Source organism: Micromonospora saelicesensis (genome assembly GCF_900091575.1).
Lineage (GTDB): Bacteria > Actinomycetota > Actinomycetes > Mycobacteriales > Micromonosporaceae > Micromonospora > Micromonospora saelicesensis.
The window spans coordinates 64,346-87,088 of sequence record NZ_FMCR01000001.1; the positions used below are offsets into that span (position 1 = coordinate 64,346).

General features: G+C 71.7%; 23 protein-coding genes. 9 read left to right on the forward strand and 14 right to left on the reverse strand.

All coding sequences use genetic code 11. The features are described 5' to 3' along the window. Complete coding sequence (locus tag GA0070561_RS00305) at positions 1-867, forward strand: 3-methyladenine DNA glycosylase (RefSeq protein ID WP_091393142.1); 867 nt, start codon at positions 1-3, stop codon at positions 865-867. Positions 868-880: 13 nt separating this feature from the next. Here the strand turns inward: GA0070561_RS00305 and arfB are convergent, their stop codons facing one another. The 7 genes from arfB to GA0070561_RS00340 all read right to left on the reverse strand — a co-directional run bounded on the left by arfB (position 881) and on the right by GA0070561_RS00340 (position 6,563). Then, entirely contained in the window at positions 881-1,306 is a 426-nt protein-coding gene (arfB, locus tag GA0070561_RS00310; protein WP_091393146.1) for an alternative ribosome rescue aminoacyl-tRNA hydrolase ArfB, read from the reverse strand. Between the two features lie 34 nt (positions 1,307-1,340). Continuing rightward, positions 1,341-1,637 (reverse strand): hypothetical protein, encoded by a 297-nt coding sequence (locus GA0070561_RS00315; protein ID WP_091393149.1) that lies wholly within the window; start codon positions 1,635-1,637, stop codon positions 1,341-1,343. 99 nt (positions 1,638-1,736) lie between these two features. Beyond that, positions 1,737-2,591 (reverse strand): S1C family serine protease, encoded by an 855-nt coding sequence (locus GA0070561_RS00320; RefSeq protein ID WP_091393154.1) that lies wholly within the window; start codon positions 2,589-2,591, stop codon positions 1,737-1,739. A 38-nt stretch (positions 2,592-2,629) separates the two neighbouring features. After that, positions 2,630-3,589: a VWA domain-containing protein gene (locus GA0070561_RS00325; protein WP_091393157.1), complete on the reverse strand. Its 960-nt coding sequence runs from the start codon at positions 3,587-3,589 to the stop codon at positions 2,630-2,632. Continuing rightward, positions 3,586-4,599 carry a DUF58 domain-containing protein gene (locus GA0070561_RS00330; protein ID WP_091393160.1) on the reverse strand — a complete coding sequence of 338 codons (1,014 nt, stop codon included), beginning with the start codon at positions 4,597-4,599 and terminating at the stop codon, positions 3,586-3,588. The genes GA0070561_RS00325 and GA0070561_RS00330 overlap by 4 nt, the downstream gene beginning before the upstream one ends. After that, positions 4,596-5,648: an AAA family ATPase gene (locus GA0070561_RS00335; RefSeq protein ID WP_091393163.1), complete on the reverse strand. Its 1,053-nt coding sequence runs from the start codon at positions 5,646-5,648 to the stop codon at positions 4,596-4,598. The genes GA0070561_RS00330 and GA0070561_RS00335 overlap by 4 nt, the downstream gene beginning before the upstream one ends. Before the next feature lie 411 nt (positions 5,649-6,059). Continuing rightward, positions 6,060-6,563, reverse strand: coding sequence for a hypothetical protein (locus GA0070561_RS00340; protein WP_091393166.1), 504 nt, complete (start codon positions 6,561-6,563; stop codon positions 6,060-6,062). A 386-nt stretch (positions 6,564-6,949) separates the two neighbouring features. On the opposite strand from GA0070561_RS00340, the gene GA0070561_RS00345 reads away from it, so the two are divergent. After that, positions 6,950-7,888, forward strand: coding sequence for an endonuclease/exonuclease/phosphatase family protein (locus GA0070561_RS00345; RefSeq protein WP_244166087.1), 939 nt, complete (start codon positions 6,950-6,952; stop codon positions 7,886-7,888). A gap of 123 nt (positions 7,889-8,011) precedes the next feature. Here GA0070561_RS00345 and cimA read toward each other — a convergent pair whose 3' ends face one another. Then, complete coding sequence (gene cimA / locus GA0070561_RS00350; RefSeq protein ID WP_091393172.1) at positions 8,012-9,595, reverse strand: citramalate synthase; 1,584 nt, start codon at positions 9,593-9,595, stop codon at positions 8,012-8,014. A gap of 316 nt (positions 9,596-9,911) precedes the next feature. On the opposite strand from cimA, the gene GA0070561_RS00355 reads away from it, so the two are divergent. The 4 genes from GA0070561_RS00355 to GA0070561_RS00370 all read left to right on the forward strand — a co-directional run bounded on the left by GA0070561_RS00355 (position 9,912) and on the right by GA0070561_RS00370 (position 12,122). Further along, positions 9,912-10,106, forward strand: a complete 195-nt coding sequence (locus GA0070561_RS00355) for a hypothetical protein (RefSeq protein WP_091393173.1) — start codon at positions 9,912-9,914, stop codon at positions 10,104-10,106. A 2-nt stretch (positions 10,107-10,108) separates the two neighbouring features. Next, positions 10,109-10,639: an alkylhydroperoxidase, AhpD family gene (ahpD, locus tag GA0070561_RS00360; RefSeq protein WP_091393176.1), complete on the forward strand. Its 531-nt coding sequence runs from the start codon at positions 10,109-10,111 to the stop codon at positions 10,637-10,639. Positions 10,640-10,837: 198 nt separating this feature from the next. Then, positions 10,838-11,296 (forward strand): hypothetical protein, encoded by a 459-nt coding sequence (locus GA0070561_RS00365; protein WP_091397064.1) that lies wholly within the window; start codon positions 10,838-10,840, stop codon positions 11,294-11,296. A gap of 55 nt (positions 11,297-11,351) precedes the next feature. Then, a complete protein-coding gene (locus tag GA0070561_RS00370) occupies positions 11,352-12,122 on the forward strand; it encodes a tyrosine-protein phosphatase (protein WP_091397067.1) in 771 nt (256 codons plus the stop codon). 51 nt (positions 12,123-12,173) lie between these two features. Here the strand turns inward: GA0070561_RS00370 and GA0070561_RS00375 are convergent, their stop codons facing one another. Beyond that, complete coding sequence (locus GA0070561_RS00375) at positions 12,174-13,271, reverse strand: branched-chain amino acid aminotransferase (protein WP_091397071.1); 1,098 nt, start codon at positions 13,269-13,271, stop codon at positions 12,174-12,176. 155 nt (positions 13,272-13,426) lie between these two features. After that, positions 13,427-14,458, reverse strand: coding sequence for a 3-isopropylmalate dehydrogenase (locus tag GA0070561_RS00380; RefSeq protein ID WP_091393179.1), 1,032 nt, complete (start codon positions 14,456-14,458; stop codon positions 13,427-13,429). A gap of 229 nt (positions 14,459-14,687) precedes the next feature. On the opposite strand from GA0070561_RS00380, the gene GA0070561_RS00385 reads away from it, so the two are divergent. Next, positions 14,688-15,530, forward strand: coding sequence for an FAD:protein FMN transferase (locus tag GA0070561_RS00385; RefSeq protein ID WP_091393182.1), 843 nt, complete (start codon positions 14,688-14,690; stop codon positions 15,528-15,530). Positions 15,531-15,839: 309 nt separating this feature from the next. Continuing rightward, on the forward strand, positions 15,840-16,196 hold the full coding sequence (locus tag GA0070561_RS00390; protein WP_091393184.1) for a hypothetical protein: 357 nt from the start codon (positions 15,840-15,842) through the stop codon (positions 16,194-16,196). Positions 16,197-16,271: 75 nt separating this feature from the next. On the opposite strand, the gene serA is transcribed toward GA0070561_RS00390, so the two are convergent. Next, positions 16,272-17,870 (reverse strand): phosphoglycerate dehydrogenase, encoded by a 1,599-nt coding sequence (gene serA, locus GA0070561_RS00395; RefSeq protein ID WP_091393187.1) that lies wholly within the window; start codon positions 17,868-17,870, stop codon positions 16,272-16,274. 267 nt (positions 17,871-18,137) lie between these two features. Between serA and GA0070561_RS00400 the strand changes: the two genes are divergently transcribed. Next, positions 18,138-19,127 (forward strand): hypothetical protein, encoded by a 990-nt coding sequence (locus GA0070561_RS00400; protein ID WP_091393191.1) that lies wholly within the window; start codon positions 18,138-18,140, stop codon positions 19,125-19,127. Positions 19,128-19,216: 89 nt separating this feature from the next. Here the strand turns inward: GA0070561_RS00400 and ilvC are convergent, their stop codons facing one another. The 3 genes from ilvC to GA0070561_RS00415 form a co-directional block, all read right to left on the reverse strand. Beyond that, entirely contained in the window at positions 19,217-20,230 is a 1,014-nt protein-coding gene (gene ilvC / locus GA0070561_RS00405; RefSeq protein WP_091393194.1) for a ketol-acid reductoisomerase, read from the reverse strand. Positions 20,231-20,324: 94 nt separating this feature from the next. After that, a complete protein-coding gene (gene ilvN / locus GA0070561_RS00410; RefSeq protein WP_088946549.1) occupies positions 20,325-20,840 on the reverse strand; it encodes an acetolactate synthase small subunit in 516 nt (171 codons plus the stop codon). Then, positions 20,840-22,720 (reverse strand): acetolactate synthase large subunit, encoded by a 1,881-nt coding sequence (locus tag GA0070561_RS00415; protein ID WP_091393198.1) that lies wholly within the window; start codon positions 22,718-22,720, stop codon positions 20,840-20,842. The genes ilvN and GA0070561_RS00415 overlap by 1 nt, the downstream gene beginning before the upstream one ends. Between the last annotated feature and the right edge of the window lie 23 nt (positions 22,721-22,743).

Sequence of the window (22,743 nt, forward strand, 5' to 3'; positions counted from 1 at the left end):
GTGACCGCCGCCCTCGCCCCCGCCGTGCTCGACGCGACGCAGTGGCAGGCCCGTCGACGGGCCCACGAGGAGCGGGTGGACGTCTGGCTGACCCCGCACCTGGCCCGGCGGCGACGCGGTGAGCGGCATCCGGTGGCCGACTTCCTGTTCACCTACTACTCGCACCGCCCGGCCCAGCTTCGGCGCTGGCATCCGGGGCCCGGGGTCGAGCTGCGCGACGCCGATCCTGCCGAGTTCGGCCGCGACTACCGCGCCGGCGCCGCGGGGGTCACCCTCGACACCGAGGGGGTACGCGCCCGGCGCGGCGAGTCGATCGCCTGGATCCGCTCCCTGCTGGAGGCGACGCGTGGACGGGCGGCGCACTTCGGCTGCTTCGGGATGCACGAGTGGGCGATGGTCTACCGGCAGACCCGGGAGGAGTTGCGGCACAACGCCTGGCCGCTGCGGCTCAGCGCGGAACGCACCGCCGAGGTCGTCGAGGAGCGGGGCGTGCGGTGCAGCCACTTCGACGCGTTCCGGTTCTTCACCCCGCCGGCCCGCCCGTTGAACCTGCTCACCCCGACCCGGGAGACGCAGCACGCGCACGAGCAGCCGGGCTGCCTGCACGCCAACATGGACCTGTACAAGTGGGCGTACAAGTTGTCGCCGTTGGTGTCCTCTGAGCTGGTGGCCGACGCGTTCGACCTGGCCCGGGACATCCGCACGCTGGACATGCGGGCCAGCCCGTACGACCTGGCGGCACTCGGCTACCCGCCGGTGCGCGTGGAATCCCCGGACGGCCGGGCGGAGTACGCGGTGGCCCAGCGCGGGTTCGCCGAGCGGGCCGCCGTGCTGCGCGACCGGCTGCTCGCCGCCGTGCCGGACTAGTCGCCGTCGGGGATCAGTCGTCGTCGGCGCGGCGGTCCCGCTTGCGCTGGGACTGGCGTTTCTTCTCGGCCAGCCGGCGTTCCTTGGCCCCACGGGACGGGCGGGTCGCTCGGCGGGCCGGCGGCGGGGGCGCGGCGGCCTCCCGCAGCAGGGCGGTCATCCGTGCCCGGGCCGCCTCCCGGTTGGCCAGCTGGGCCCGGTGCTCGCTGGCGGCGATCGTCAGCACCCCGTCGACCAGGCGGTTGGCCAGCCGGGCCAGCGCCCGCGGCCGCAGCCACTCGGGCACGGCCGGCGAGTTCGCCACGTCGTAGCTCAGCTCGACCCGGGAGTCCGCGGTGTTCACACCCTGCCCGCCCGGCCCCGACGAGCGGGAGAAGCGCTCCCGTAGCTCCCCGGCGGGGACGACCCACCGGTCGGTCACCCGCAGTCCGTCGTCCACGCCCCGAGGCTAACCCGCGACGACCCTCCGGGGGTCATCGGTGCGCAGGCTCACTCTGCGTCGGGGACTGGGTGGGCGCCGGCCCGGCGCTCTCCTCGTCGGATCCGACGGCCGCGTACGCCACCGCGCCGAAGAGCAGCACCCCGATCACCGCGGCCTTCACGACGACGCCGCGGATCAGCGACCAGGCGCCCCGGCGGGCACCTGGCACCGATTTCTTGACGGTCTGGTAATCGTTCCACCCGCGTCGTGCCCGGGCGTACGCCGACCCCACTGCACATCCGATGACCAGGCCCACCAGCAGGAGGACCGTGAGAAGAGGACGCTCCACCTCCGCCAGTATCCATACCGAGCGTAATATTTCCATGGTCCGATGCCATCCGGCCGGATATCTGACAGTGGCGGCCCCCGTCAGGGGCGTCCGGGCAGCTCAGCCGCCCTTGCCGATGATCGTGTCGGCGGTCTGCTGCACCTGGTCGATCGGGATGGCGAACCCGATGCCGATCGAGCCGTTCCCGTCGATGGTGGCGATGGCGGTGTTCACCCCGACCACCTCCCCGCGCGCGTTGACCAGTGGCCCACCGGAGTTGCCGGGGTTGATGGACGCGTCGGTCTGCACCGCGCTGTGCCGGTTGTTGCCGAGCCGCACCTCCCGGTCGAGCGCGCTGACGATGCCCGCGGTGACCGTTCCGGCCAGACCGAGCGGCGACCCCACAGCGAGCACCGGCTCACCGACCCGGGTCGCGCCGGGCTTGGCCAGGGGCAGCGGGGTGAGACCGGCCGATGCTGGCACCTTCAGCACCGCCAGGTCGCTGCGCGGCTCCCGTCCGACCACCTCGGCGGAGAACCGGCGGCCGTCCGGCAGCTCCACGGTCACCGGCCCGCCACCCCCCTTGGCCAGGATGTGGTCGTTGGTGATCAGGTGCTGCTGGTCGTCCACGGCGAAGCCGGAGCCGGTCGCGGACCCGCTGGTCGCGCCGCCGGCCAGCACCGACACCACCCCGGGTACGGTCCGCTCGGCCGCGGTGACCAGCTCGGCCGGCACCGGGGCGGCGGACGCCGCAGCCGGGCCCCCAGCCCCGTCCCGGCTGGCCACGACGCCGCCGGCGAGAGCACCGGAGACGGCGGAGACCGCCACCACGGCCAACACGGCGAGCAGCCGCCCGGGCCGTCGCCCGCCCGGGTCGCGCTCGGGCGCGTCCCACCACCCGCGCCCGTCCGGGTCGAGTTCCGGTGAGATGAACCAGGGACCGCGCGGTTCGCCCAGTCCGGTCTGCACTGCCATGCGTACTCCTCACTGTCGACGTCGGTTGTGCGTGGCGGTCAGGGCAGCCGGGAGAACCAGCGCATCGAGCCGGCGGCGGCGCCCATCGCGAACACCAGTCCGAGGCCGATGAACCGGGCCGAGATGTCCTGCCGCTCGGTGCGGTAGCCGACCGAACTGCCGATGTCGTCGTAGACGGCCCGCAGCTCGTCGGTGGTGCTGGCCTCGTGGAACATGCCGCCGGTCTCCTCGGCGACCGCCTTGAGGGTCTGTCCGTCCACCGGCACCTGGATGGGCCGTCCACCTCGGTCGACGAACCCGGACGGGGTGCCGAACGAGATCGAGTGCACCGGCACCTCCGCCTTCACCGCTTCCGCGGCCGCCTCCATCGGGTCCATCCCGGAGGTGTTGGCGCCGTCGGAGAGCAGGATGACCCGGGCGGGTGGGGTCTCCTTCGCGGCCTCGCTGTCCAGGCTCTTGACCGCGCCGAGCGAGGTGTTGATGGCCTCGCCGATCGCGGTGCCCTGGACACCGGTGATCCCCTCGGCGAGCCGGTCGATCCCCTCGTCGAGGGCGTCCCGGTCGGTGCCCGGGGGCACCAGCACGGCGGCGCTGCCGGCGAACGCGACGAGACCCACGTTGAACTCGTCGGGCAGGCCCTCGACGAAGCGCCGGGCGGCCTCCTTCGCCGCGGCCAACCGGTCCGGTTCGACGTCGGTGGCGAGCATCGACGTGGAGACGTCCACCGCCACCATCACCGTGGCCCGTTCCCGGGGCACCCGGACCTCGGCGCTCGGTCGGGCGAAGCCGACCACGAGCAGCGCCAGCATGGCCAGGAAGAGCCCGGCCGGTACGTGCCGACGCCAGGCGGGCCGCTCCGGCGCCACCCGGTCCAGCAGCCGCAGGTTGGTGAAGCGGACCGCGTACCGACTGCGTCGCCGCTGCATCACCAGGTACGCGACGACCAGGGCGAGCACGCCGAGCAGCAGCCAGAGCCGCAGCGGCGACTGCCAGATCACGCGGCACCTCCCCGGGGCCGGCCGACCGGCGCGGCGGCCAGCCGGCGCTGGGCGTGCACGTGCCGGACGATGTCCGCGCTCCAGTCGCCGTCGGTGCGCAGCGGCAGATGGGTGGCCCCGCTGCGGCGCAGCGCCTGGCGGACCTGTTCGCGTTGGGCGGTGGCGGCCTCGGCGTACCGTTCGCGCAGCCCACGGTCCGATGTGCACACCTCACGGTGCCGACCGGTCTCCGGGTCGACGAGCGTGATCAGGCCGACGTCCGGTAGTTCCAGCTCACGCGGGTCGGTCACCTCGATCGCCAGCACCTGGTGCCGGACGGCCAGCCGGCGCATGGTCCGCTCCCAGGGCGCTGTCTGGCCGGGGTCGTCGGGCAGGCCGTCGAGGAAGTCGGAGACCACCACGACCAGCCCACGCCGGTTGGCGATCCGGTGCAGCGCGTCGAGGCCGTCGGCCAGATCGGGCGGTCGAGCCGCCGGCCCGCGCCCCGGCCGATCGGTGGGCGCGGTGGCCCGGGGGGCGGCGAGCAGCGCGCGGAGCAGGGAGAGCAGATGGGTACGCCCGCTGCGGGCCGGGAAGCGGCGTACCCCGTCGGCGCGCAGCACCTGGGCGCCGAGGCGGTTGCCGACGCCCGCGGTCAGGAAGCCGACCGCCGCGACGGCGGCCACCGCCAGTTCCCGTTTGTCCAGCTCGGCGGTGCCGAACTCCATGCTGGCGCTGCCGTCCACGAGCAGCCAGGTGGTCAGCTCCCGGTCGGCGTCGACCTGCCGGACGTGCGGCACGGCGGTCCGGGCGGTCACCGCCCAGTCCATCCGGCGGACCTCGTCCTCGCCCGGCCGGTATTCGCGACTGCCGGAGGGTTCGCTGCCGGGACCGGGCAGCAGACCACGGTACTGGCCGTGCAGCAGGCCGTTGAGTCGACGGGTGACGGTCAGCTCCAGGCGGCGCAGGCGCTGGTCCGGGGCCAGCTCGGCCAGGCCGGGGTCGGCGGGCGCGACGGTGGCGCGTCTCATGCCGCCGCCAGATCCGGTGTCTGCTGCGGGTGTCCGGTGGTGGCCAGCCGGGGCGGCGGCACCGCCTCGACGAGGCGTCGCACCAGGCTCTCGGCCGACACCCCGTCGGCCACCGCGTCGAAGGAGAGCACCAGCCGGTGGGCGAGGACGTCGACGGCGAGCTCACGGACGTCCTCGGGCAGCACGTACTCCCGACCCCGCAGCAGGGCCTGTGCCCGGGCGGCCGCGACCAGGCCCAGGGTGGCCCGGGGGCTGGCCCCGTACGCCAACAGCGGGGCGATCTCCGGCAGCCCGAACCGGCCCGGGTCGCGGGTGGCGAGGATGAGCCGCACCACGTACTCGGCCAACGCGTGGTGGACGAAGACCCGCTCGGCGTGGATCTGGAGGTCCCGCAGCCGTTGCGCGTCGAGCACCTGGCGCGGGGTGGGCCGGTCGGTGCTCATCCGGTAGAGGATGGCCAGTTCGTCGGCGTCGCTGGGGTAGTCGACCACCACCTTCATCAGGAACCGGTCACGCTGTGCCTCCGGGAGCTGGTAGACCCCCTCGGACTCGATCGGGTTCTGAGTGGCCAGCACCAGGAATGGTTCCGGGACCGGCCAGCTGCGCCCGCCGATGGAGACCTGCCGTTCGGCCATCGCCTCCAGCAGCGCCGACTGGACCTTGGCCGGAGCCCGGTTGATCTCGTCGGCCAGCACGAGGTTGGCCATGATCGGGCCCAGCTCGACGTCGAAGGTCTCCTTGGACGCCCGGTAGATCCGGGTGCCGACGATGTCGGAGGGCACCAGGTCCGGGGTGAACTGGATCCGGGAGAAGGTGCCGCCGACCACTGTTGCGAGGGTCTGCGCGGCCAGTGTCTTGGCCACGCCGGGTACCCCCTCCAGGAGGCAGTGTCCGTTGGCGACCAGGGCGGTGAGCAGGCGTTCGACGAGGCGATCCTGCCCGACGATCACGCGTTTGACCTCGAAGAGGGTCTGTTCCAGCTCGATGCCGGTCGGCTCCGGATCGACCGGGCTGGGCATGCTGGCCAGGGTGTCCGAGATGTCCGTCACGGTGCTTGCTTCCCGGGCACACGCTCGGCAAACGTGGGATTGTGCGGCCCGGACCGGCCCGGAGTGGCCGGAATGGGGATGAGCCGCGCGGAAGGGTGACGACCGTCGCGAGCCTGCCGAGGGGCGGACAACTGGCGGGTGACCGACCAGGGAGTGGCCGAGCGGGTACGAACCGGTCGAGGACGGCCCTCGTGGACCACCGACCTCGCGGCGGCGCCCGTCGACCGCGTTGATCCACTGGGGTTTACGGAAGTCGGGGTGTCCGCACGCTCAGGACACCCGGACTCACCGTAAAGCCGAGTGGATCAACGCCCGGACGGGCTGGCCGAGGTGCGGCCGGAGGGTCCGCACGCCGAGCGGACCGGGTCCGGCCCCCGCGCCACAGGCGACGGGGGCCGGATGTCGGGCCGATCAGGCGAGGTGGACGACCAGGTGGAAGCCCAGGTCCGTCGGAGTGCCGGCCGAGGTGCGGGTCTGGACGAAGACCGCGTTGGGCGTGCTGAGCCGGGGCGCGACCGAGATCTCACCGGCCGGCGGAATGCAGCAGGCGTCAGCCCGGCCGATGGTGGCCACGATGACGCCGGCCGTGACGTTGTGACCGAAGATCACCTCGTACTGACCGGTGCCGTACTTGATGACGGTGCCGGTGCCGCGCGCCTTGGTGCCGTTGGAGTTGACGACGACGATGGTGGTGGAGGCGACGAGCGTCGAGTTGGCCTTCAGCGCGGCCTTCGCCGTGCGGGCCGACTCGGCGGTGACCGGCGGTTGGGCGTTGGTGCCACGCGCCGCCGGCTGGACCGTTTCCTGTGGGGCCAACGCCTGCGGCTGGGCGATAGCGATGCCCCCGCCAGCGAGACTGAGCCCCAGGACGGCGAACGTTACCGCCGCCACCTTACGTCGGAAGGATGTGCTCATGACAGGTCCCCCTTGTGTGACCGTGCGAATTCGGCCGACCCGCGGGGCGGGACGGATGACTGCCCATAAATAGGCGTACGACGACAGTTGGGCGGGGGAAAGCTGCCTCACTCACACCCGACGAGATTGATTTCTCAACAATCCGCATCCCCTCTGAGCTGCGGTTACTACTCAGAGTTGCGTCGTTTAAGCCAGATGGAACGTAGCACCGCAAAAAGCCACCAGTCAATAGTTGATCTCGCTTTTCCGGGGTGTCAACCAACTGTCAGATAATTGTGAAATGTGAGCGCATCGCCATTCATGAAATGGGTTCGTCGGACCCGACTACGATCATCGTCGTGATCGTCGACGCTCCACCCGCGCACCGGAACGCTCGGCTCGGCACGGTGCTCTGCTGGCTTGCCGTCGTACCCACCGCCCTCTGGGCGGCAGCCCGACTGCTCGGCCTGGACCGGGGGCCGTTGGTGCAGGCGCTCGCCTTCACGCCGTACGTCGCGGGAGTCAGCGTCCTGGTCCTGGCCCTCGCGCTCGCCCTGCGGCGCTGGTGGCCGGCGGCGCTCGCGGCCCTGGCGGCGGTGGCGTTGCTCGGCACCGTCGCACCTCGGGCGCTGGCCAGCCCGCAGCCGGCGGCGGCCGGGCCGACAGTGCGGCTGCTCACCGCCAATCTGCTCGCCGGCGCCGGCGACGCGCGGACACTGGTGGAGCTGGTCCGGCGACACCAGATCGACGTGCTCACCGTGCAGGAGTTCACGCCGGACGCGCAGGCCGCCCTGGATCAACTCGGCCTGGCAACGCTGCTGCCACACCGGCAGCTCAACCCGGTGATCGGCACCGCCGGTTCCGGGCTCTACTCGCGGTGGCCGATCACCGACGGCGGCGTCCGGCGCAACCTCGACGGTTGGGGCTTCACCCAGGCGTACGCGACGGTCTCCGTCCCCGGCGGGCCCCCGGTCCGCGTCGAGTCGGCCCACCCCTCGGCGCCCTACGCGCTGGACCAGGTCGGCGCCTGGCGTGCCGACCTGACCGCCCAACCACCGGCCACCCCGGACGGTGGCCTGCGAATCCTCGCCGGAGACTTCAACGCGACCCTCGACCACAGTCCACTGCGGGCCCTGCTGCGCAGCGGTTACGTCGACGCCGCCGACGCCACCGGAGCGGGTCTGACCGGCACCTGGGGTCCGTACGACGGCGACCTCATCCCACCCGTCACCATCGACCACGTCCTGGTCGACCACCGGATAGCTGTCCACTCGGTGCAGGTCTTCGCCCTACCCGGCAGCGACCACCGCCCCGTCCAAGCCACCCTCCGCCTCCCCCAGCCCTAACCCCCCACCCCACCCCACCCCACCTCGTCGATCTTGCACTTACCGTCCCGGCATCAGCGACAAAAGCCGCAGACCGTCGACACAAAGCGCAAGATCGCGAGGGTGAGGGGTGGGTGGGCGGGGTTAGACGGAGGTGGGGGCCAGACCGTAGGTGAGGGCGTCTACCAGGGCGTGCCAGCTGGCCTCGACCACGTTGGGGTGGACGCCGACAGTGGTCCAGTCCCGGCCGCCGCCGTCGGAGGTCTCCAGCAGGACCCGGGTGACCGCGCCGGTGCCGTGGCTGCCCTCCAGGATGCGCACCTTGTAGTCGGCCAACTCGAAGTCACGCAGCTGCGGATAGTGCCGCGCCAGCCCCACCCGCAGCGCCTCGTCGAGGGCGTTGACCGGGCCGTTGCCCTCGGCGGTGGCGATCACCCGCTCACCGCGAACCCGGATCTTGACGGTCGCCTCGGAGACCACCGCGCCGTCCTCGCGGTGCTCGACCAGCACCCGGTACGACTCCAGGGTGAACGGTCGGGCCGGGCTGCCCTCCGGCAGCTCGGAGCGGACCAGCAACTCGAAGGACGCATCGGCCGCCTCAAAGGACCAGCCACCGGCCTCCAGCTCCTTGACCCGCTTGGTGACCCGGGTGAGGGCGTCCGGGCTGTCGGCCAGGTCCAGGCCGAGCTCACGACTCTTGAGCTCGACGCTGGCCCGACCGGCCATCTCGGTGACCAGGATCCGCATGTCGTTGCCCACCACCGACGGGTCCACGTGGTTGTAGAGCAACGGGTCGACCTTGATCGCGCTCGCGTGCAACCCCGCCTTGTGGGCGAAGGCAGCGGCCCCGGCGTACGCCTGGTGGGTGTCGGGGGCGATGTTGGCGATCTCGGCGATGGCGTGCGAGACCCGCACCATCTGCGCCAGGCAACCCTCCGGTAGGACGGGCATGCCGAGCTTGAGTTGGAGGTTGGCGACGACCGCGAAGATGTCGGCGTTGCCCGGGCGTTCGCCGTACCCGTTGGCGGTGCCCTGCACGTGGCGGACGCCCGCCTCCACGGCGGCGATCGTGTTGGCCACCGCGCAGGCGGTGTCGTTCTGGGCGTGCATACCGAGCAGCCCGGCGTCGATCCCCAGCCTGTTCGTCAGGTCGTGGATCACGGCGGTCACCTGGGACGGCAGCATGCCGCCGTTGGTGTCGCAGAGCACCATCCGCTCGGCGCCGGCGGCGAGCGCGGTCTGCACCACGGCCGCGCCGTACGCGGGGTCGTGCCGGTAGCCGTCGAAGAAGTGTTCGCCGTCGACGAAGACCCGTCGACCCTCGCGGACGAGGTGGTTGACGGTGTCGTGGATCATCGCGAGGTTCTCCGCGCCGGTGGTGCGCAGCGCGCGTTCGACGTGCCGGGTGTCGGCCTTGGCGACCAGGGCCACGGCCGGGGTCTGCGCGTCCAGCAGGGCGCGCACCTGGGGGTCGTCCGCGACCGCAACGCCGGCCTTGCGGGTGGCGCCGAACGCGACGAGTACGGCGTGCCGCAGGTCCAGCTCGGTGCGGGCGCGGCGGAAGAACTCGGTGTCCTTGGGCACCGCGCCCGGCCAGCCGCCCTCGATGAAGCCGACGCCGAACTCGTCGAGCAGCCGGGCCACGGCCAGCTTGTCGACAACCGAGTAGGTGAGCCCTTCGCGCTGAGCGCCGTCGCGCAACGTGGTGTCGAAGACCTGGAACGTCATCAGGATCCTTTCTCGGAGCAACAAAAAGACCTCCCGCGGATGCGGGAGGTCTGCGCGCTCGGCAGAGGGGAGGGCCGGCGCGCTAGGTCGCAATAATCAGGGCGGTACTGGTCACGATGGTTACTCTGCCACTCCTCCCGCGAATTTGGGAGGAACAAACCACATAGCGGGATGGTGACGGAGGGTTCGTTCGCCAGTGACCACCGCTCGTGATCGGCTTCACAAGCCACCGGGCCACTCATCGGCGGGAACAGCCATGCGGAAGCATCTGGAACGGATCCGATGATGGCCACCGTGCCGTCTGCAAGGAGGACCTGTGCTCACCGTCAGTGACCGCTTACCTGAGCACGGACTCGCCGCCTGCGTATCGCTGGCCGCCAACAACGCGTCCAGGACGATCGGCCACACGTCCCACGAGGGCACGTGGTGTGTGGTCTTCGTCGGGCCGATGGTTTTCACCTCCATCAGCCCGACGGAGATCGCCGACGAGACCCCCGCCGCCGGAGTCTGACCATGGGCCTGGACGCGATCAAGGCAGCCCTGCCGGAGTACGCCAGGGACATCAGGCTCAACCTCGGCTCCACCATCGGTTCCTCGGCGTTGACCCCGGCGCAGACCTGGGGCACCGCGCTGGCCTGCGCGGTGACGGCTCGCAACCCGGTGGTGCTGCGGGAGATCGCAGCCGAGGCGCTCGGGCACCTCGGGCTGGCGGGTGTCGAGGCGGCCAAGGGCGCTGCGGCGATCATGGCGATGAACAACATCTACTACCGGGCCAAGCACCTGATCGGCGACGAGCAGTACGCCTCGATGCCGGCCCGACTGCGGATGCAGATCATCGCGAGGCCGGGGGTGGACAAGGGCGACTTCGAGCTCTGGTGCCTCGCCGTGTCGGCCATCACGGGCTGTGAGGTGTGCCTGGAGTTGCACGAGAAGAAGCTGCGCGGCAGCGGCTTCACCCGGGAGCAGCTGCACGAGGCCCTGCGGATCTCCGCCGTGGTGCACGCCGCGGCGGTCACCCTGGACGCCGAGGCCGCACTGGCCTGAACACGTACGCCCCGACGGGCCGATGCCGCACCTCGCGGCCTCGGCGCCTTGCCGTACCGCGCTTCGCCCTGTCACCGTGCCGCGGCCTGTCACCGTGCCGCGGCCCGTCGCCGTTTCCGGCCCCCGACGGCCGGGTAGCTCCTGCGGGGACGCACCCACCTACGCCGAGACGATCGGCGACAGTCAGGAGTGAACGGCATGGACAGGATCGATCCGCACGCCACCCACGCCGGGCCGGACCCGCTGCGCGGCGGCGACCAGGGCACGGTGCCCGGCGGCGCGCCGGCCGGCACGTTCGACCCCTGGCGCTACCGGGACCAGGCCGGCGTGGCCGACGTCGACCTGGTCGGCTACAAGGTCGAGGCCACCGACGGTGGAATCGGCAAGATCGACAGCGCCAGTCACGAGGTGGGCGGCAGCTACCTGGTCGTGGACACCGGGCCCTGGATCTTCGGCAAGAAGGTGATGTTGCCGGCCGGCACCGTCAACCAGGTCGACCACGACCAGCGCACCGTCTCCGTCGACCGGAGCCGGGACCAGATCAAGGCCGCCCCGGAGTACGACGAGACCAGCCACAGCGACCCGAGCTACCGGGATCAGCTGGGTGGCTACTACGACGAGACGTACGGCGCGCTCCCGCCCGGCACCGCACGGTGACTGTTCGACCGACGGCCGGTGGGGCGTTGTCCCACCGGCCGTTTACCGTGTGAACGTGGACGCCATCGACGACAGCCGACAGATTCCGCTCCCCGCCACCTTCAACTTCCGCGACGCCGGCGGCTACCTCGGGCACGGCGGCCGACCCGTACGTCGTGGTCGGCTCTACCGCTCCGACTCGCTGCACCGCCTCACCGAACAGGACCGGGACGCGTTCGTCGCGATCGGCATCCGCACCGTCATCGACCTGCGCCGCCCCACCGAGGTGGAGCGGGACGGCCGGGTGCCGGCATACCAGGGGCTGACCTACCGGCACATCCACCCGGAGCACGACGACTGGGCGGGCGTGCCGCACGAGGAGGGCGCGAGCCTGGCCCGGTACCTCGCGGACCGGTACGCCGACCTGGCCCAGACCGGCACCGCCGGGCTGGCCGAGGCCGTCGGGCTGATCGCCGACTCCGCCAACGCCCCGGTGGTCGTGCACTGCGTGGCCGGCAAGGACCGCACCGGCATCGTCTGCGCGCTGACCCTCGCCGTGCTCGGCGTCGACGACGCGGACATCACCGCGGACTACGCGCTCAGCAGCGAGGCGTCGGCCCGGTACAGCGCCTGGCTGGCCTCCATCAACCCGGACGGAGTGGAGGTGCCGGCACCGTTTTTGGCCTCACCCGCCGAGGCGATGCAGATCTTCCTCGACGAGCTGCGTGCGGGGCACGGCTCGGTCGAGGCGTACCTGCGCCACGCCGGGGTGACCGACGAGCAGCTCGCCGCGCTCCGCGACCACCTGCTCGACGAGCCCACCAAGGCGGAGCCCACCGACGCGTAGGGCCGACTGCGCCGGCCCGACCGGGTGGACGGGCCGGCGCAGCGACGGAGATCAGAGGACCCGCTGCACCCAGCCGTGCGGGTCGGCCGCCTTGCCCCGCTGGATGTCGACCAGCTGCTGACGCAGGGCCATGGTGACCTGACCGGGCTCGCCACCACCGATCAGGAACTCGCCGTCCGGGGAGCGGACCCCACCGATCGGGGTGACCACCGCGGCGGTGCCGCAGGCGAACACCTCCTTCAGGCGTCCGCTGGCGGCGTCGGCCTGCCAGTCGGTGAAACTGATCGGCCGCTCCTCGACCTGGTGCCCGGCCGCCGCCGCCAGCGTCATGACCGCGTCGCGGGTGATGCCGGGCAGGATCGTGCCGGTTAGCGGTGGGGTGACAACAGTGCCGTCGTCGTAGACGAAGAAGACGTTCATGCCGCCCAACTCGTCGACGAACCGGCGCTCCACCGCGTCCAGGAAGACGACCTGGTCGCAGCCGGCCTCGATGGCCTCCGCCTGGGCCGCGAGCGACGCGGCGTAGTTGCCGCCGCACTTGGCCGCGCCGGTGCCACCGGGCGCGGCCCGGGTGTAGTCCGGAGAGACCCAGACGGTGACCGGCTTGACGCCACCGGTGAAGTACGACCCTGCCGGTGAGGCGATCACCATGTAGAGGTACTCGTTGGCCGGGCGGACGCCGAGGAAGACCTCGCTGGCGAACATGAACGGCCGCAGGTAGAGGCTGCCGTCCTCGTCGGTGGGGATCCATTCCCGGTCGATCTCGATGAGCTTGTGCAGCGAGTCGACGAACACCTCCGGCGGCAGCACCGGCATCGCCATCCGCTGTGCGGAGGTGGCGAATCGGGCCGCGTTGGCGTCCGGCCGGAACATCGTCACGCCACCATCGGCCGTGCGGTACGCCTTGAGCCCCTCGAAGATCTCCTGCGCGTAGTGCAGCACCGCGCTGGCCGGGTCCATCGGGATCGGGGCACGGGCTTCCACCCGGGCGTCGTACCAGCCCTTGCCGTCGGCGTAGCGGACGGTGACCATGTGGTCGGTGAAGACCCGACCGAACCCGGGATTGGTCAGCAGCGCGGCCCGATCGGCGGCGGATACCGGCGCGAGATTCGGACGGATCTCGAAGTCGAGCTTGTCACCACCGCTCATCGCGCTGACCTCCCTGCGGAACAACGGCATGCGGGACCGCACACCGACATGGCTGTGCCAGAAACCTACCCCGAACGGTCGTTAAGCGGGTAGCGCCGGTCGGGCTGCCCGTGGCAGACCGGCCCCGAGGCCGGTCACCACTCGGGCCGGGGTGATCAGGCTACGGCGTGGGCGGCGAGCCGGTCGCCGACCTCTTCGGTACGCAGCGTTGCGCCCGGCACCCGGCTGGCCAGCTCGGCGGCGACGGCCGCATTGACCCGAGCCGCCGACTCGCTGTGCCCGAGCTGCTCCAGCAGCAACGCGGCGGAGAGCACCGCGGCGACCGGGTCGGCGATGCCCTGCCCGGCGATGTCCGGCGCCGAGCCGTGCACCGGCTCGAACATCGAGGGGTATGCCCCCTCGGGGTTGATGCAGCCGCTGGCGGCCAGCCCGATGCCGCCGGTGACGGCCGCGGCGATGTCGGTGAGGATGTCACCGAAGAGGTTGTCGGTGACCACCACGTCGTAGCGCTGCGGCTGGGTGACCAGGAACATGGCCGCCGCGTCGACGTGCTGGTACTCGGTCTCGATGTCCGGGTGCTCGGCGGCGACCGCGTCGAACGTACGCGCCCAGAGCGACCCGGCGTGGGTGAGCACGTTGGTCTTGTGCACGAGGGTGACCTTGCGCCGTTCCCGGCGGCCGGCGCGGGCGAACGCGTCGCGGATCACCCGCTCCACGCCGTGCCGGGTGTTCAGGCTCTCCTCGGTGGCGACCTCGGCCGGGGTGTCCCGGTGCAGGGAACCGCCGGCACCGGCGTAGAGCCCCTCGGTGCCCTCGCGCACCACCACGAGGTCGACCTCGCCCGGCTTCACGTTGCCCAGCGGGCCGGCGACCCCGGGCCAGAGCCGGGACGGGCGCAGGTTGACGTACTGGTCGAAGGCGAAACGGAGCTTGAGCAGCAGCCCTCGCTCCAGCACACCCGGCGGGACCGTCGGGTCACCGACCGCGCCGAGCAGGATCGCGTCGTGCCCGGCCAGCTCGGTCAGCACCGAGTCGGGCAGCACCTCTCCGGTACGGTGCCAGCGGGCGGCACCGAGGTCGTACTCGGTGGCCTGCACGTCGGGCAGCACCGCGTCGAGGACCTTGCGGGCCTGCGCGACCACCTCGGGCCCGATGCCGTCTCCGGCCACCACCGCGATCCGCGCCACGACCGCACTCCTCTGCTCAACGGTTCCGTTCGGGGCAACGGTACGTCGCCGTCCCGCCTCCCGGTACGCTGCGTCCACGATTTGGGATTCGGGAATGCACAGCACCCTCTCAGCTGGGACTCATGGGGCGGTCATCTCCGCTGCCTACGGTAGTGGTCAGTGGGTCGCGGGGGCCCGCTGACCAACGGGGTCGCGATGACGCGGCACCATGTGCGAGGGGGCAGATGCGATGCGCATCGACGAGCAGCCACGGACCCGCTGGCCGGACCCGTCCGCGTTCCGCAACCGCCGACCGGACCTTCGACTCGGCAGCCGCCGGCACCGGATCGACCCGGCCGCGGCCACCGAGGGCCGGATCGCGGTGCAGCACACCGTACGCACCGCGACCGCCGAGTACACCCTGCTGCTCAACGCCCCCGAGTGGCTCGGCCGCCGGGGCGTGGGCGAAGCGCTGCGGGACAGCGTCGCCGAGCTGCGCGCCATCGACCTCACCTACGGCCCCAACCGACCGGAGAGCCTGGTCTCCCGGCTGCGTCGGGGCGAGATCAGCCCCGAGTCGTACCCGCCGCTCGCCGATCTGGTGGACCGCTGCGCCGCGATGCGTGCGGCCACCGACGGGTGGTTCGACGCCTGGGCGGTGCCCGGCGGCTTCGACCCGGGCGGCCTGCTCGGCGGTTGGGCGGTGGAACGCGCCGCGGAGCGACTGCGCTCCGCCGGCATCCACGACTACGCCGTCCTCGCCGGCGCCGACCTCGTCGTCCGGGGCCGCGCGCCGCACGGCGGACCCTGGCGGGTCGCGGTGCACCACCCGACCGCACCCGAGCGGGCGCCGCTGGTGCTGGAGATGACGGCCGGCGCGATCGGCACCTCCGGGGTGACCGGGCGGCAGGGGCACGTGGTGGACCCGCACACCGGCGAGCCGGCCGATCACCTCGTCGCCGCCACCGTGGTGGGCCCCGACCTCGCGATCGCCGACGCCTACGCCACCGCGCTCTACGCCGCCGGCCCAACCGGCCTGGCGTGGTTCCGGGGCAACTCCGACTATCGCGCGCTCTTCGCGCACCGTCGCTGAGCCGGTCGGGCCCGCGATCGGCCCCCACGGTCTCGGCAACGACAGTGGGGGCCGGTCAGCGACGAGTGCGCGTGGCTCGCACAACCGAGGGGTGCGGACCGGTCGGGCCGGACGTCGACCGCGCCACCCGAAGACGGGCCGGCGCCTCGAACTCGGCCAGTGACCGCAGTGCGTACGCTAGCGAATCGACGCAACTCGACGCAAGAGTCTCCACACCGGACCGTCGTCACCGGAGACTGCGGTGATCGATGATTGACCGGCGGCGAGGCAGTTTCGACATGGTGAACGGCGGATGGCACGCTATCCGCCGTGAGTTTCGATCTGAGCGTGTGGGCCCTGGAGGACGGGGCGACGCCCGAGGACGTGCGGACAGCGGTCAACGGTTGCCGGCAAGGGCGACACGTGGACCGCTACCCCGATCCACGGGTGGTCAGCTTCTACCGGGCGATCACCGCCTCCTATCCGGACCGTCACCCCGGCCCGAACAGCCCGTGGGCGGTGGCGCCGCTGCACGCGGCCCACGACCACGTCGAGCTGAACCTGCACCCGACCTGCGCGGACCAGGTGCTACTGGACATCGAACGGCTGGCCGGCGAGCACGGGCTGATGCTCTTCGACCCGCAGGACGGCTCGGTCTACCCGCCGCCGGCGCGGCTGCCCGGCTGACCTGACCGGCGGCACGGACGGGAAATGACGAGGGGCCCGGCGAATCGCCAGGCCCCCCACGGTGTTTGTCGTCTACTACTCGTCGCGCAGGTCGGCGGCGCTGGCCGCCGTGGCGCCGATCGACTCGGCGGCCGAGGTGAGCAGGTCGGCGCCGAGCGCCTGGTCGACGGTGAGCGTCATCAACGTCTCACCGCCCGCCTCCCGACGAGCCACCTGCATGGCGGCGATGTTGATGCCCGACTCGCCGAGCAGGGTACCGACAGTGCCGACCACACCGGGCCGGTCGGCGTAGCGCAGGAAGAGCAGGATGCCCTCCGCGCCGATCTCCACGTCGAAGCCGTCCACCTCGGTCAGCTTCAGCACGTCCCGGGCGCCGGAGTGGGTGACAGTGCCGGAGACACTGACCGTCCGACCGTCCGGCAGCGCGCCGCGCACCGTGACCAGGGTCGGCTGCTCGGCCGTCTCGGCGAGGGTGGCCAGGGTGACCTCGACGCCACGCTCGGCGGCCAGGTGCGGGGCGTTGACGTAGGTGACCTGCTCCTCGACCACGGAGCTGAACAGGCCCTTGGTGGCGGCGAGCTTGAGCACCGACACGTCGTGGCTGACGATCTCACCGCGGACCTCGACAGTGACGCTCGCGGCGACCCCACCGGCGACCGCGGTGAACGCCCGGCCGAGCTTCTCCGCCAGCGGCAGCAGCGGCCGAACGTCCTCGGCGACCACACCGCCGGCCTGCACGTTCACCGCGTCCGGGACGAACTCGCCCTGCAACGCCAGCTTGACGCTCTTGGCCACGGCGAGACCGGCCTTGTCCTGCGCCTCGTGGGTGGAGGCGCCCAGGTGCGGGGTGGCCACCACGTTGTCGAAGGCGAACAGCGGCGACGAGGTGCACGGCTCCTTGCTGTACACGTCGACACCGGCGCCGGCGACCCGGCCCTCGGCGATCGCGTCCGCGAGCGCCTGCTCGTCGACCAGCCCACCACGGGCGGCGTTGATGATGCGAACGCCGGGCTTGACGAGCGTCAGCTCCTTCTCACCGATCAGGCCCACCGTCTCCGGCGTCTTCGGCAGGTGGATGGAGATGAAGTCGCTCTCGCGCAGCAGCTCCTCCAGGCCGACCAGGCGGACGCCGAGCTGCGCCGCACGGGCCGGCTGGATGTACGGGTCGTACGCGATCAGCCGGGTGCCGAACGCGGCGATGCGAGACGCGAAGAGCACCCCGATACGACCGAGCCCCACCACGCCGACCGTCTTGCCCTGGACCTCGACGCCGGTGTACTTCGACCGCTTCCACTCCCCCGCCTTGAGCGCGGAACTGGCGCTCGCGGTGTTACGGGCGACGGCGAGCAGCAGCGCGACGGCCTGCTCGGCGGCGGAGACGATGTTGGAGGTGGGCGCGTTGACGACCATGACGCCCCGCGCGGTGGCGGCCGGCACCTCGACGTTGTCCAGCCCGACGCCCGCCCGGGCGACCACCTTGAGTCGCGGCGCGGCGGCGACCGCCTCGGCGTCGATCTGGGTCGCGCTGCGCACGATGACGGCGTCGGCCTCGGAGAGCGCCGAGAGCAGGGCCGGACGGTCGGTGCCGTCGACGTGACGGACGTCGAAGTCGTGGGCGAGCACCTCGATGGCGGCGGGGGCGAGTTCTTCGGCGATCAGTACGACAGGATTCATCGGTCCTCGTAGAGGTCGTGTTTGCGATCGGCCCGGGCGGCGGGGGGCGCCGCACTGCGCCCTGCGCTGATCCGTGCCGTGGCCGTCAGGTGCCGGCTGCTGCACCTACAGGCGATCGTAGGGGCCCCGCTGGTCGGCGTGTTCCGGTCTTCGGGGTGAGTGCCCTCACACGCCCGGTCGGGCGACGGACATCGGCCGTTCACCGCACCGACACGGTTGCCCGCGCCCGCTACAACCGGAGGCACACCCCTGCGGGAGGATCCGCCCTTGTCGCTCGCCGTGCGCATCACGCTGCTCCGACAGCTGACCCGCGTCGATCTCGCGCGGTTCGGTCCGAAGCTGGCCGAGGCGTTGGTCACCCGGTCCCAACAGGTGAAAATCCGACGCAGCTTCGTGTCCCGGCGCACCGCCGCCGCGGACGAGGCGGTCGCGCTGTACCGGCGGCTGGTCCAGGACCGGCCGGGCCGCCACGAGGTGGGGCTTGCGCGGGCGCTCGTCGCGCAGGGTTCGGTCCCGGACGACCGCACCGTCGAATCCGCGCTCGCGCAGGGCCGGGAGGCGATCGGGTACGTCGAGAACGCGACCGACCGGGACGGCCTCGTCGTCCTGGCCGCAGCGCAGCTGATGGTGTCCACCCAGCTCTGCGCCGATGCTCCCCGCGACGCGATGTCGCTTGCCGAGAAGGCCCGGGAGACCTGGCTACGGTGCGCGCCGCTCGGCGCCCGTGAGCGGATGGAGTTGGCCCGGTCCCTCACCGTGCTCGGCTACTGCCGGACGGTGCTGGGGGAGCCGGCCGAGGCGCTCGCCGCCCGGGAGGAGGCTGTCGAGTTGTTCCGGCGACTTTCCTTCTGGACACGGCTGAAGTACATGCCCGCCCGACTCGAAGCGATGAGCGGGCTGGCGGACTCCCTCGCCTCCCATCGTCGGTTTGCCGAAGCGCTGACGCTGACCACGGGCGCCCGCGAGGACCTGACCTTCATGAGCCGTGTGGAGCCGCTGCGGTTCCGGCCGACGCTCGGCGGACTGTTGTTCGTGATCGCCAGGTGCCACCTGGGGCTCGGCGAACAGGACGCGGCCGCGGCGGCGGCCGAGGAGGCCGTCGGGCACTACCGCTGGCTGGCCGCGCACGCACCCGTTCGGTATCAGCCACGGCTGGTCGTCGCGCTGCGCAGCCAGGCCAGCGTCTTCACGGGCCTCGGCCGGTACGAAAAAGCCGCCTGGGCCACCGCTGAGGCCGAGGCGATGGAAAGCCGCTGACGCGGGGCGCTACGGCCAGCGGCCGGCGACCCGCGCTGGGGAGAGCGCTGGATCGCCGGCCGCCGGTGGACCGCTCTTGGTCGGACGTGTCAGGCGGTCTCGGTGATCGGGCGGTCGACCCAGCTCATCATGCCGCGCAGCTTCCTGCCGGTCTCCTCGATCGGGTGCGCCGCACCCTCGGCCTGCCACTTGGTGAAGTTTGGCCGGCCGGCCTCGTCCTCGGCGACCCACTCGCGGGCGAACTCGCCGGACTGGATCTCACCCAGGATCTTGCGCATCTCGTCCTTGACCCGGGAGTCGATGATGCGCGAGCCACGGGAGAGGTCGCCGTACTCGGCGGTGTCGGAGATGCTGTAGCGCATCTTCGCGATGCCGCCCTCGTACATGAGGTCGACGATCAGCTTCAGCTCGTGCAGGCACTCGAAGTAGGCGACCTCCGGGGCGTAGCCCGCCTCGGTGAGCACCTCGAAACCGGTCTGCACCAGCGCCGAGGCCCCGCCGCAGAGCACCGCCTGCTCGCCGAAGAGGTCGGTCTCGGTCTCCTCGGTGAAGGTGGTCTTGATCGCGCCGGCCCGGGTGCCGCCGATCCCCTTGGCGTACGCGAGGGCGAGCGCGAGCGCGTTGCCGCTGGCGTCCTGCTCGACGGCGACGAGACAGGGCACGCCCTTGCCGTCGCTGTACTGGCGGCGGACCAGGTGGCCGGGGCCCTTGGGCGCGACCATCGCCACGTCCACCTCGGCCGGCGGCTTGATCAGGCCGTACCGGATGTTGAAGCCGTGGCCGAAGAAGATCGCCTTGCCGGGGGCGAGGTGCGGGGCGATCGACTCCGCGTAGATCCCACGCTGGGCGGTGTCCGGTGCGAGCACCATGATCACATCGGCCTCGGCGGCGGCCTGTGCGGGCGTGACCACCCGCAGGCCCTGCTCCTCAGCCTTGGGACGGCTCTTCGAGCCCTCCGGCAGACCGATCACCACGTCGACGCCGGAGTCACGCAGCGACAGCGCGTGGGCGTGGCCCTGGCTGCCGTAACCGATCACCGCGACCTTCTTGGCCTGGATCAGGCCGAGGTCGGCATCGTCGTCGTAGTACACCTCAACGCTCATGAGAACTTCCCTTTCGTACGACGGCCGGGGCGGCCCGTCGTGGTCTGTGCGGATGAATTCCGGGACGGCCGGCGGAGGGCCGACCGGCGGCGGGTCAGGCGGCCCGAAGCGCGGGGCCGGCGGTGATCGAACGCGAGCCGCGCCCGATGGCCACCAGCCCGGACTGGACCATTTCCTTGATGCCGAAGGCCTCGAGGTCGCGTAGCAGCGCATCGAGCTTGTCCGGAGTGCCGGTGGCCTCGATGGTCAGCGTGTCCGGTGCGACGTCGACCACCCGGGCACGGAACAGGTTGACGGTCTCCAGCACCTGCGACCGCGCGGACCGGTCGGCGCGAACCTTCACCAGCAGCAACTCCCGGGCGACCGACACCTGGGGATCCAGCTCAACGATCTTGAGCACGTTGACCAGCTTGTTCAGCTGCTTGGTGACCTGCTCCAGGGGGGACGACTCCGCGTTGACCACGATGGTGATCCGGGAGACGTCCGGGTTCTCGGTCTCGCCGACGGCGAGGCTGTCGATGTTGAACCCGCGCCGGGAGAACAGGCCGGAGACCCGGGCGAGCACGCCCGGCTTGTTCTCCACCAGCACGGACAGGGTGTGCATGGTCATTAAATGTCATCCTCGTCGAAGGCCGGGCGGACGCCACGGGCGAACATGATCTCGTCATTGCTGGTGCCGGCGGCGACCATCGGCCAGACCATCGCGTCCTTGCCGACCACGAAGTCGATCACCACGGGCGCGTCGTTGATCTCCATGGCAGCGGCGATGGTCTTGTCCACGTCATCCGCGCTCTCGCACCGCAGCCCGACACAGCCCAGGGCCTCGGCGAGCTTGACGAAGTCGGGGATGCGGTGCTTGTGGGTGCCGAGCTCGGTGTTGGAGTAGCGCTCGTTGTAGAAGAGCGTCTGCCACTGTCGGACCATGCCGAGATTGCCGTTGTTGATGACGGCGATCTTGACCGGGATGCCCTCCAACGCGCAGGTGGCCAATTCCTGGTTGGTCATCTGGAAGCAGCCGTCCCCGTCCACCGCCCAGACCACAGTGTCCGGCTTGCCGACCTTGGCGCCCATCGCCGCCGGCACCGCGTAGCCCATCGTGCCGAGGCCGCCGGAATTCAACCAGGTGTACGGCTTCTCGTAGGAGATGAACTGCGACGCCCACATCTGGTGCTGGCCCACCCCGGCCACGAAGATCGCGTCCGGGCCGACGATCTCGCCCAGCCGCTTGATCACGTACTGCGGGGACAGGGTCCCGTCGACCGGCTCGTCGTAGCCCAGCGGGTAACGGTTGCGCAGGTCGTCGAGCTGCGTCCACCAGTCACCGAGGTCGGCGGTGCGCCCCGCCGACCGCTCGGCGGTGACCGCGGCGATCAGCTCGTCGATGACGTGCTTGGCGTCGCCGACGATCGGGACGTCCACGTGCCGGTTCTTGCCGATCTCGGCGGGGTCGATGTCCGCGTGCACCACTGCCGCGTCCGGGGCGAACGAGTCCAGTTTGCCGGTGACCCGGTCGTCGAAGCGTGCGCCCAGCGCGACGATCAGATCCGCCTTCTGCAGGCCGTAGACCGCGGCGACAGTGCCGTGCATGCCGGGCATCCCGAGGTGCTGCTGGTGCGAGTCGGGGAACGCGCCGAGCGCCATCAGCGTGGTGACGACCGGGATGCCGGTCAGCTCGGCCAGCCGGCGCAGCCCGTCGGTGGCACCGGCCTTGAGCACCCCGCCGCCCACGTAGAGCACCGGCCGTCGGGCTGCGGCCATCAGCCGCGCCGCCTCCCGGATCTGCTTGCCGTGCGGGTGCAGGGTGGGCCGGTAGCCGGGCAGGTCGAGGGTGGGCGGCCAGGAGAAGGTGGTCGACGCCTGGAGCACGTCCTTGGGGATGTCGACCAGCACCGGGCCGGGTCGCCCGCTGCTGGCCAGGTGGAACGCCTCGGCCAGCACCCGGGGGATCTCCTCGGCGTTCTGCACGAGGAAGTTGTGCTTGGTGATCGGCAGGGTGATGCCCTGGATGTCCGCTTCCTGGAAGCCGTCGGTGCCGATCAACGGGCTGGCCACCTGCCCGGTGATCGCCACCATCGCCACCGAGTCCATGTACGCGTCCGCGATCGGGGTGACCAGGTTCGTCGCGCCCGGCCCAGAGGTGGCGATGCAGACGCCGACCTTGCCGGTGGCCTGCGCGTAGCCGGTCGCCGCGTGCCCCGCGCCCTGCTCGTGCCGCACCAGGATGTGCCGGACCGTCGAGTCGTAGAGCGGGTCGTACGCCGGCAGGATCGCGCCGCCCGGAATGCCGAAGACGACGTCGACCTCGAGCGCCTCAAGAGACCGCACGAGTGAGCTGGCCCCGGAGATCGGGGTCGCGGCGGCGGGCCGTACCGCCGGGACGGCCGGGGTGGCCGTGCGCGTGGCGGCCTGGTCGGCGTCGACGGTCGGGTCGGCGGCCGCGCGGGCCCGGCGGGCGGTGTGGGCGAGGGTCTCGGGCGTGGGTCTCGTCATGGCGGTTCTGGCCTTCGGCTGGA

Coding starts and splice junctions, on each gene's coding strand:
- GA0070561_RS00320 (WP_091393154.1), bottom strand. CDS start 2,591: ATGGCAGTGCAGACCGGACTGGGCGAACCGCGCGGTCCCTGGTTCATC.
- GA0070561_RS00330 (WP_091393160.1), bottom strand. CDS start 4,599: ATGAGACGCGCCACCGTCGCGCCCGCCGACCCCGGCCTGGCCGAGCTG.
- GA0070561_RS00340 (WP_091393166.1), bottom strand. CDS start 6,563: ATGAGCACATCCTTCCGACGTAAGGTGGCGGCGGTAACGTTCGCCGTC.
- cimA (WP_091393172.1), bottom strand. CDS start 9,595: ATGACGTTCCAGGTCTTCGACACCACGTTGCGCGACGGCGCTCAGCGC.
- ahpD (WP_091393176.1), top strand. CDS start 10,109: ATGGGCCTGGACGCGATCAAGGCAGCCCTGCCGGAGTACGCCAGGGAC.
- GA0070561_RS00365 (WP_091397064.1), top strand. CDS start 10,838: ATGGACAGGATCGATCCGCACGCCACCCACGCCGGGCCGGACCCGCTG.
- GA0070561_RS00375 (WP_091397071.1), bottom strand. CDS start 13,271: ATGAGCGGTGGTGACAAGCTCGACTTCGAGATCCGTCCGAATCTCGCG.
- GA0070561_RS00385 (WP_091393182.1), top strand. CDS start 14,688: ATGCGCATCGACGAGCAGCCACGGACCCGCTGGCCGGACCCGTCCGCG.
- serA (WP_091393187.1), bottom strand. CDS start 17,870: ATGAATCCTGTCGTACTGATCGCCGAAGAACTCGCCCCCGCCGCCATC.
- ilvC (WP_091393194.1), bottom strand. CDS start 20,230: ATGAGCGTTGAGGTGTACTACGACGACGATGCCGACCTCGGCCTGATC.
- ilvN (WP_088946549.1), bottom strand. CDS start 20,840: ATGACCATGCACACCCTGTCCGTGCTGGTGGAGAACAAGCCGGGCGTG.
- GA0070561_RS00415 (WP_091393198.1), bottom strand. CDS start 22,720: ATGACGAGACCCACGCCCGAGACCCTCGCCCACACCGCCCGCCGGGCC.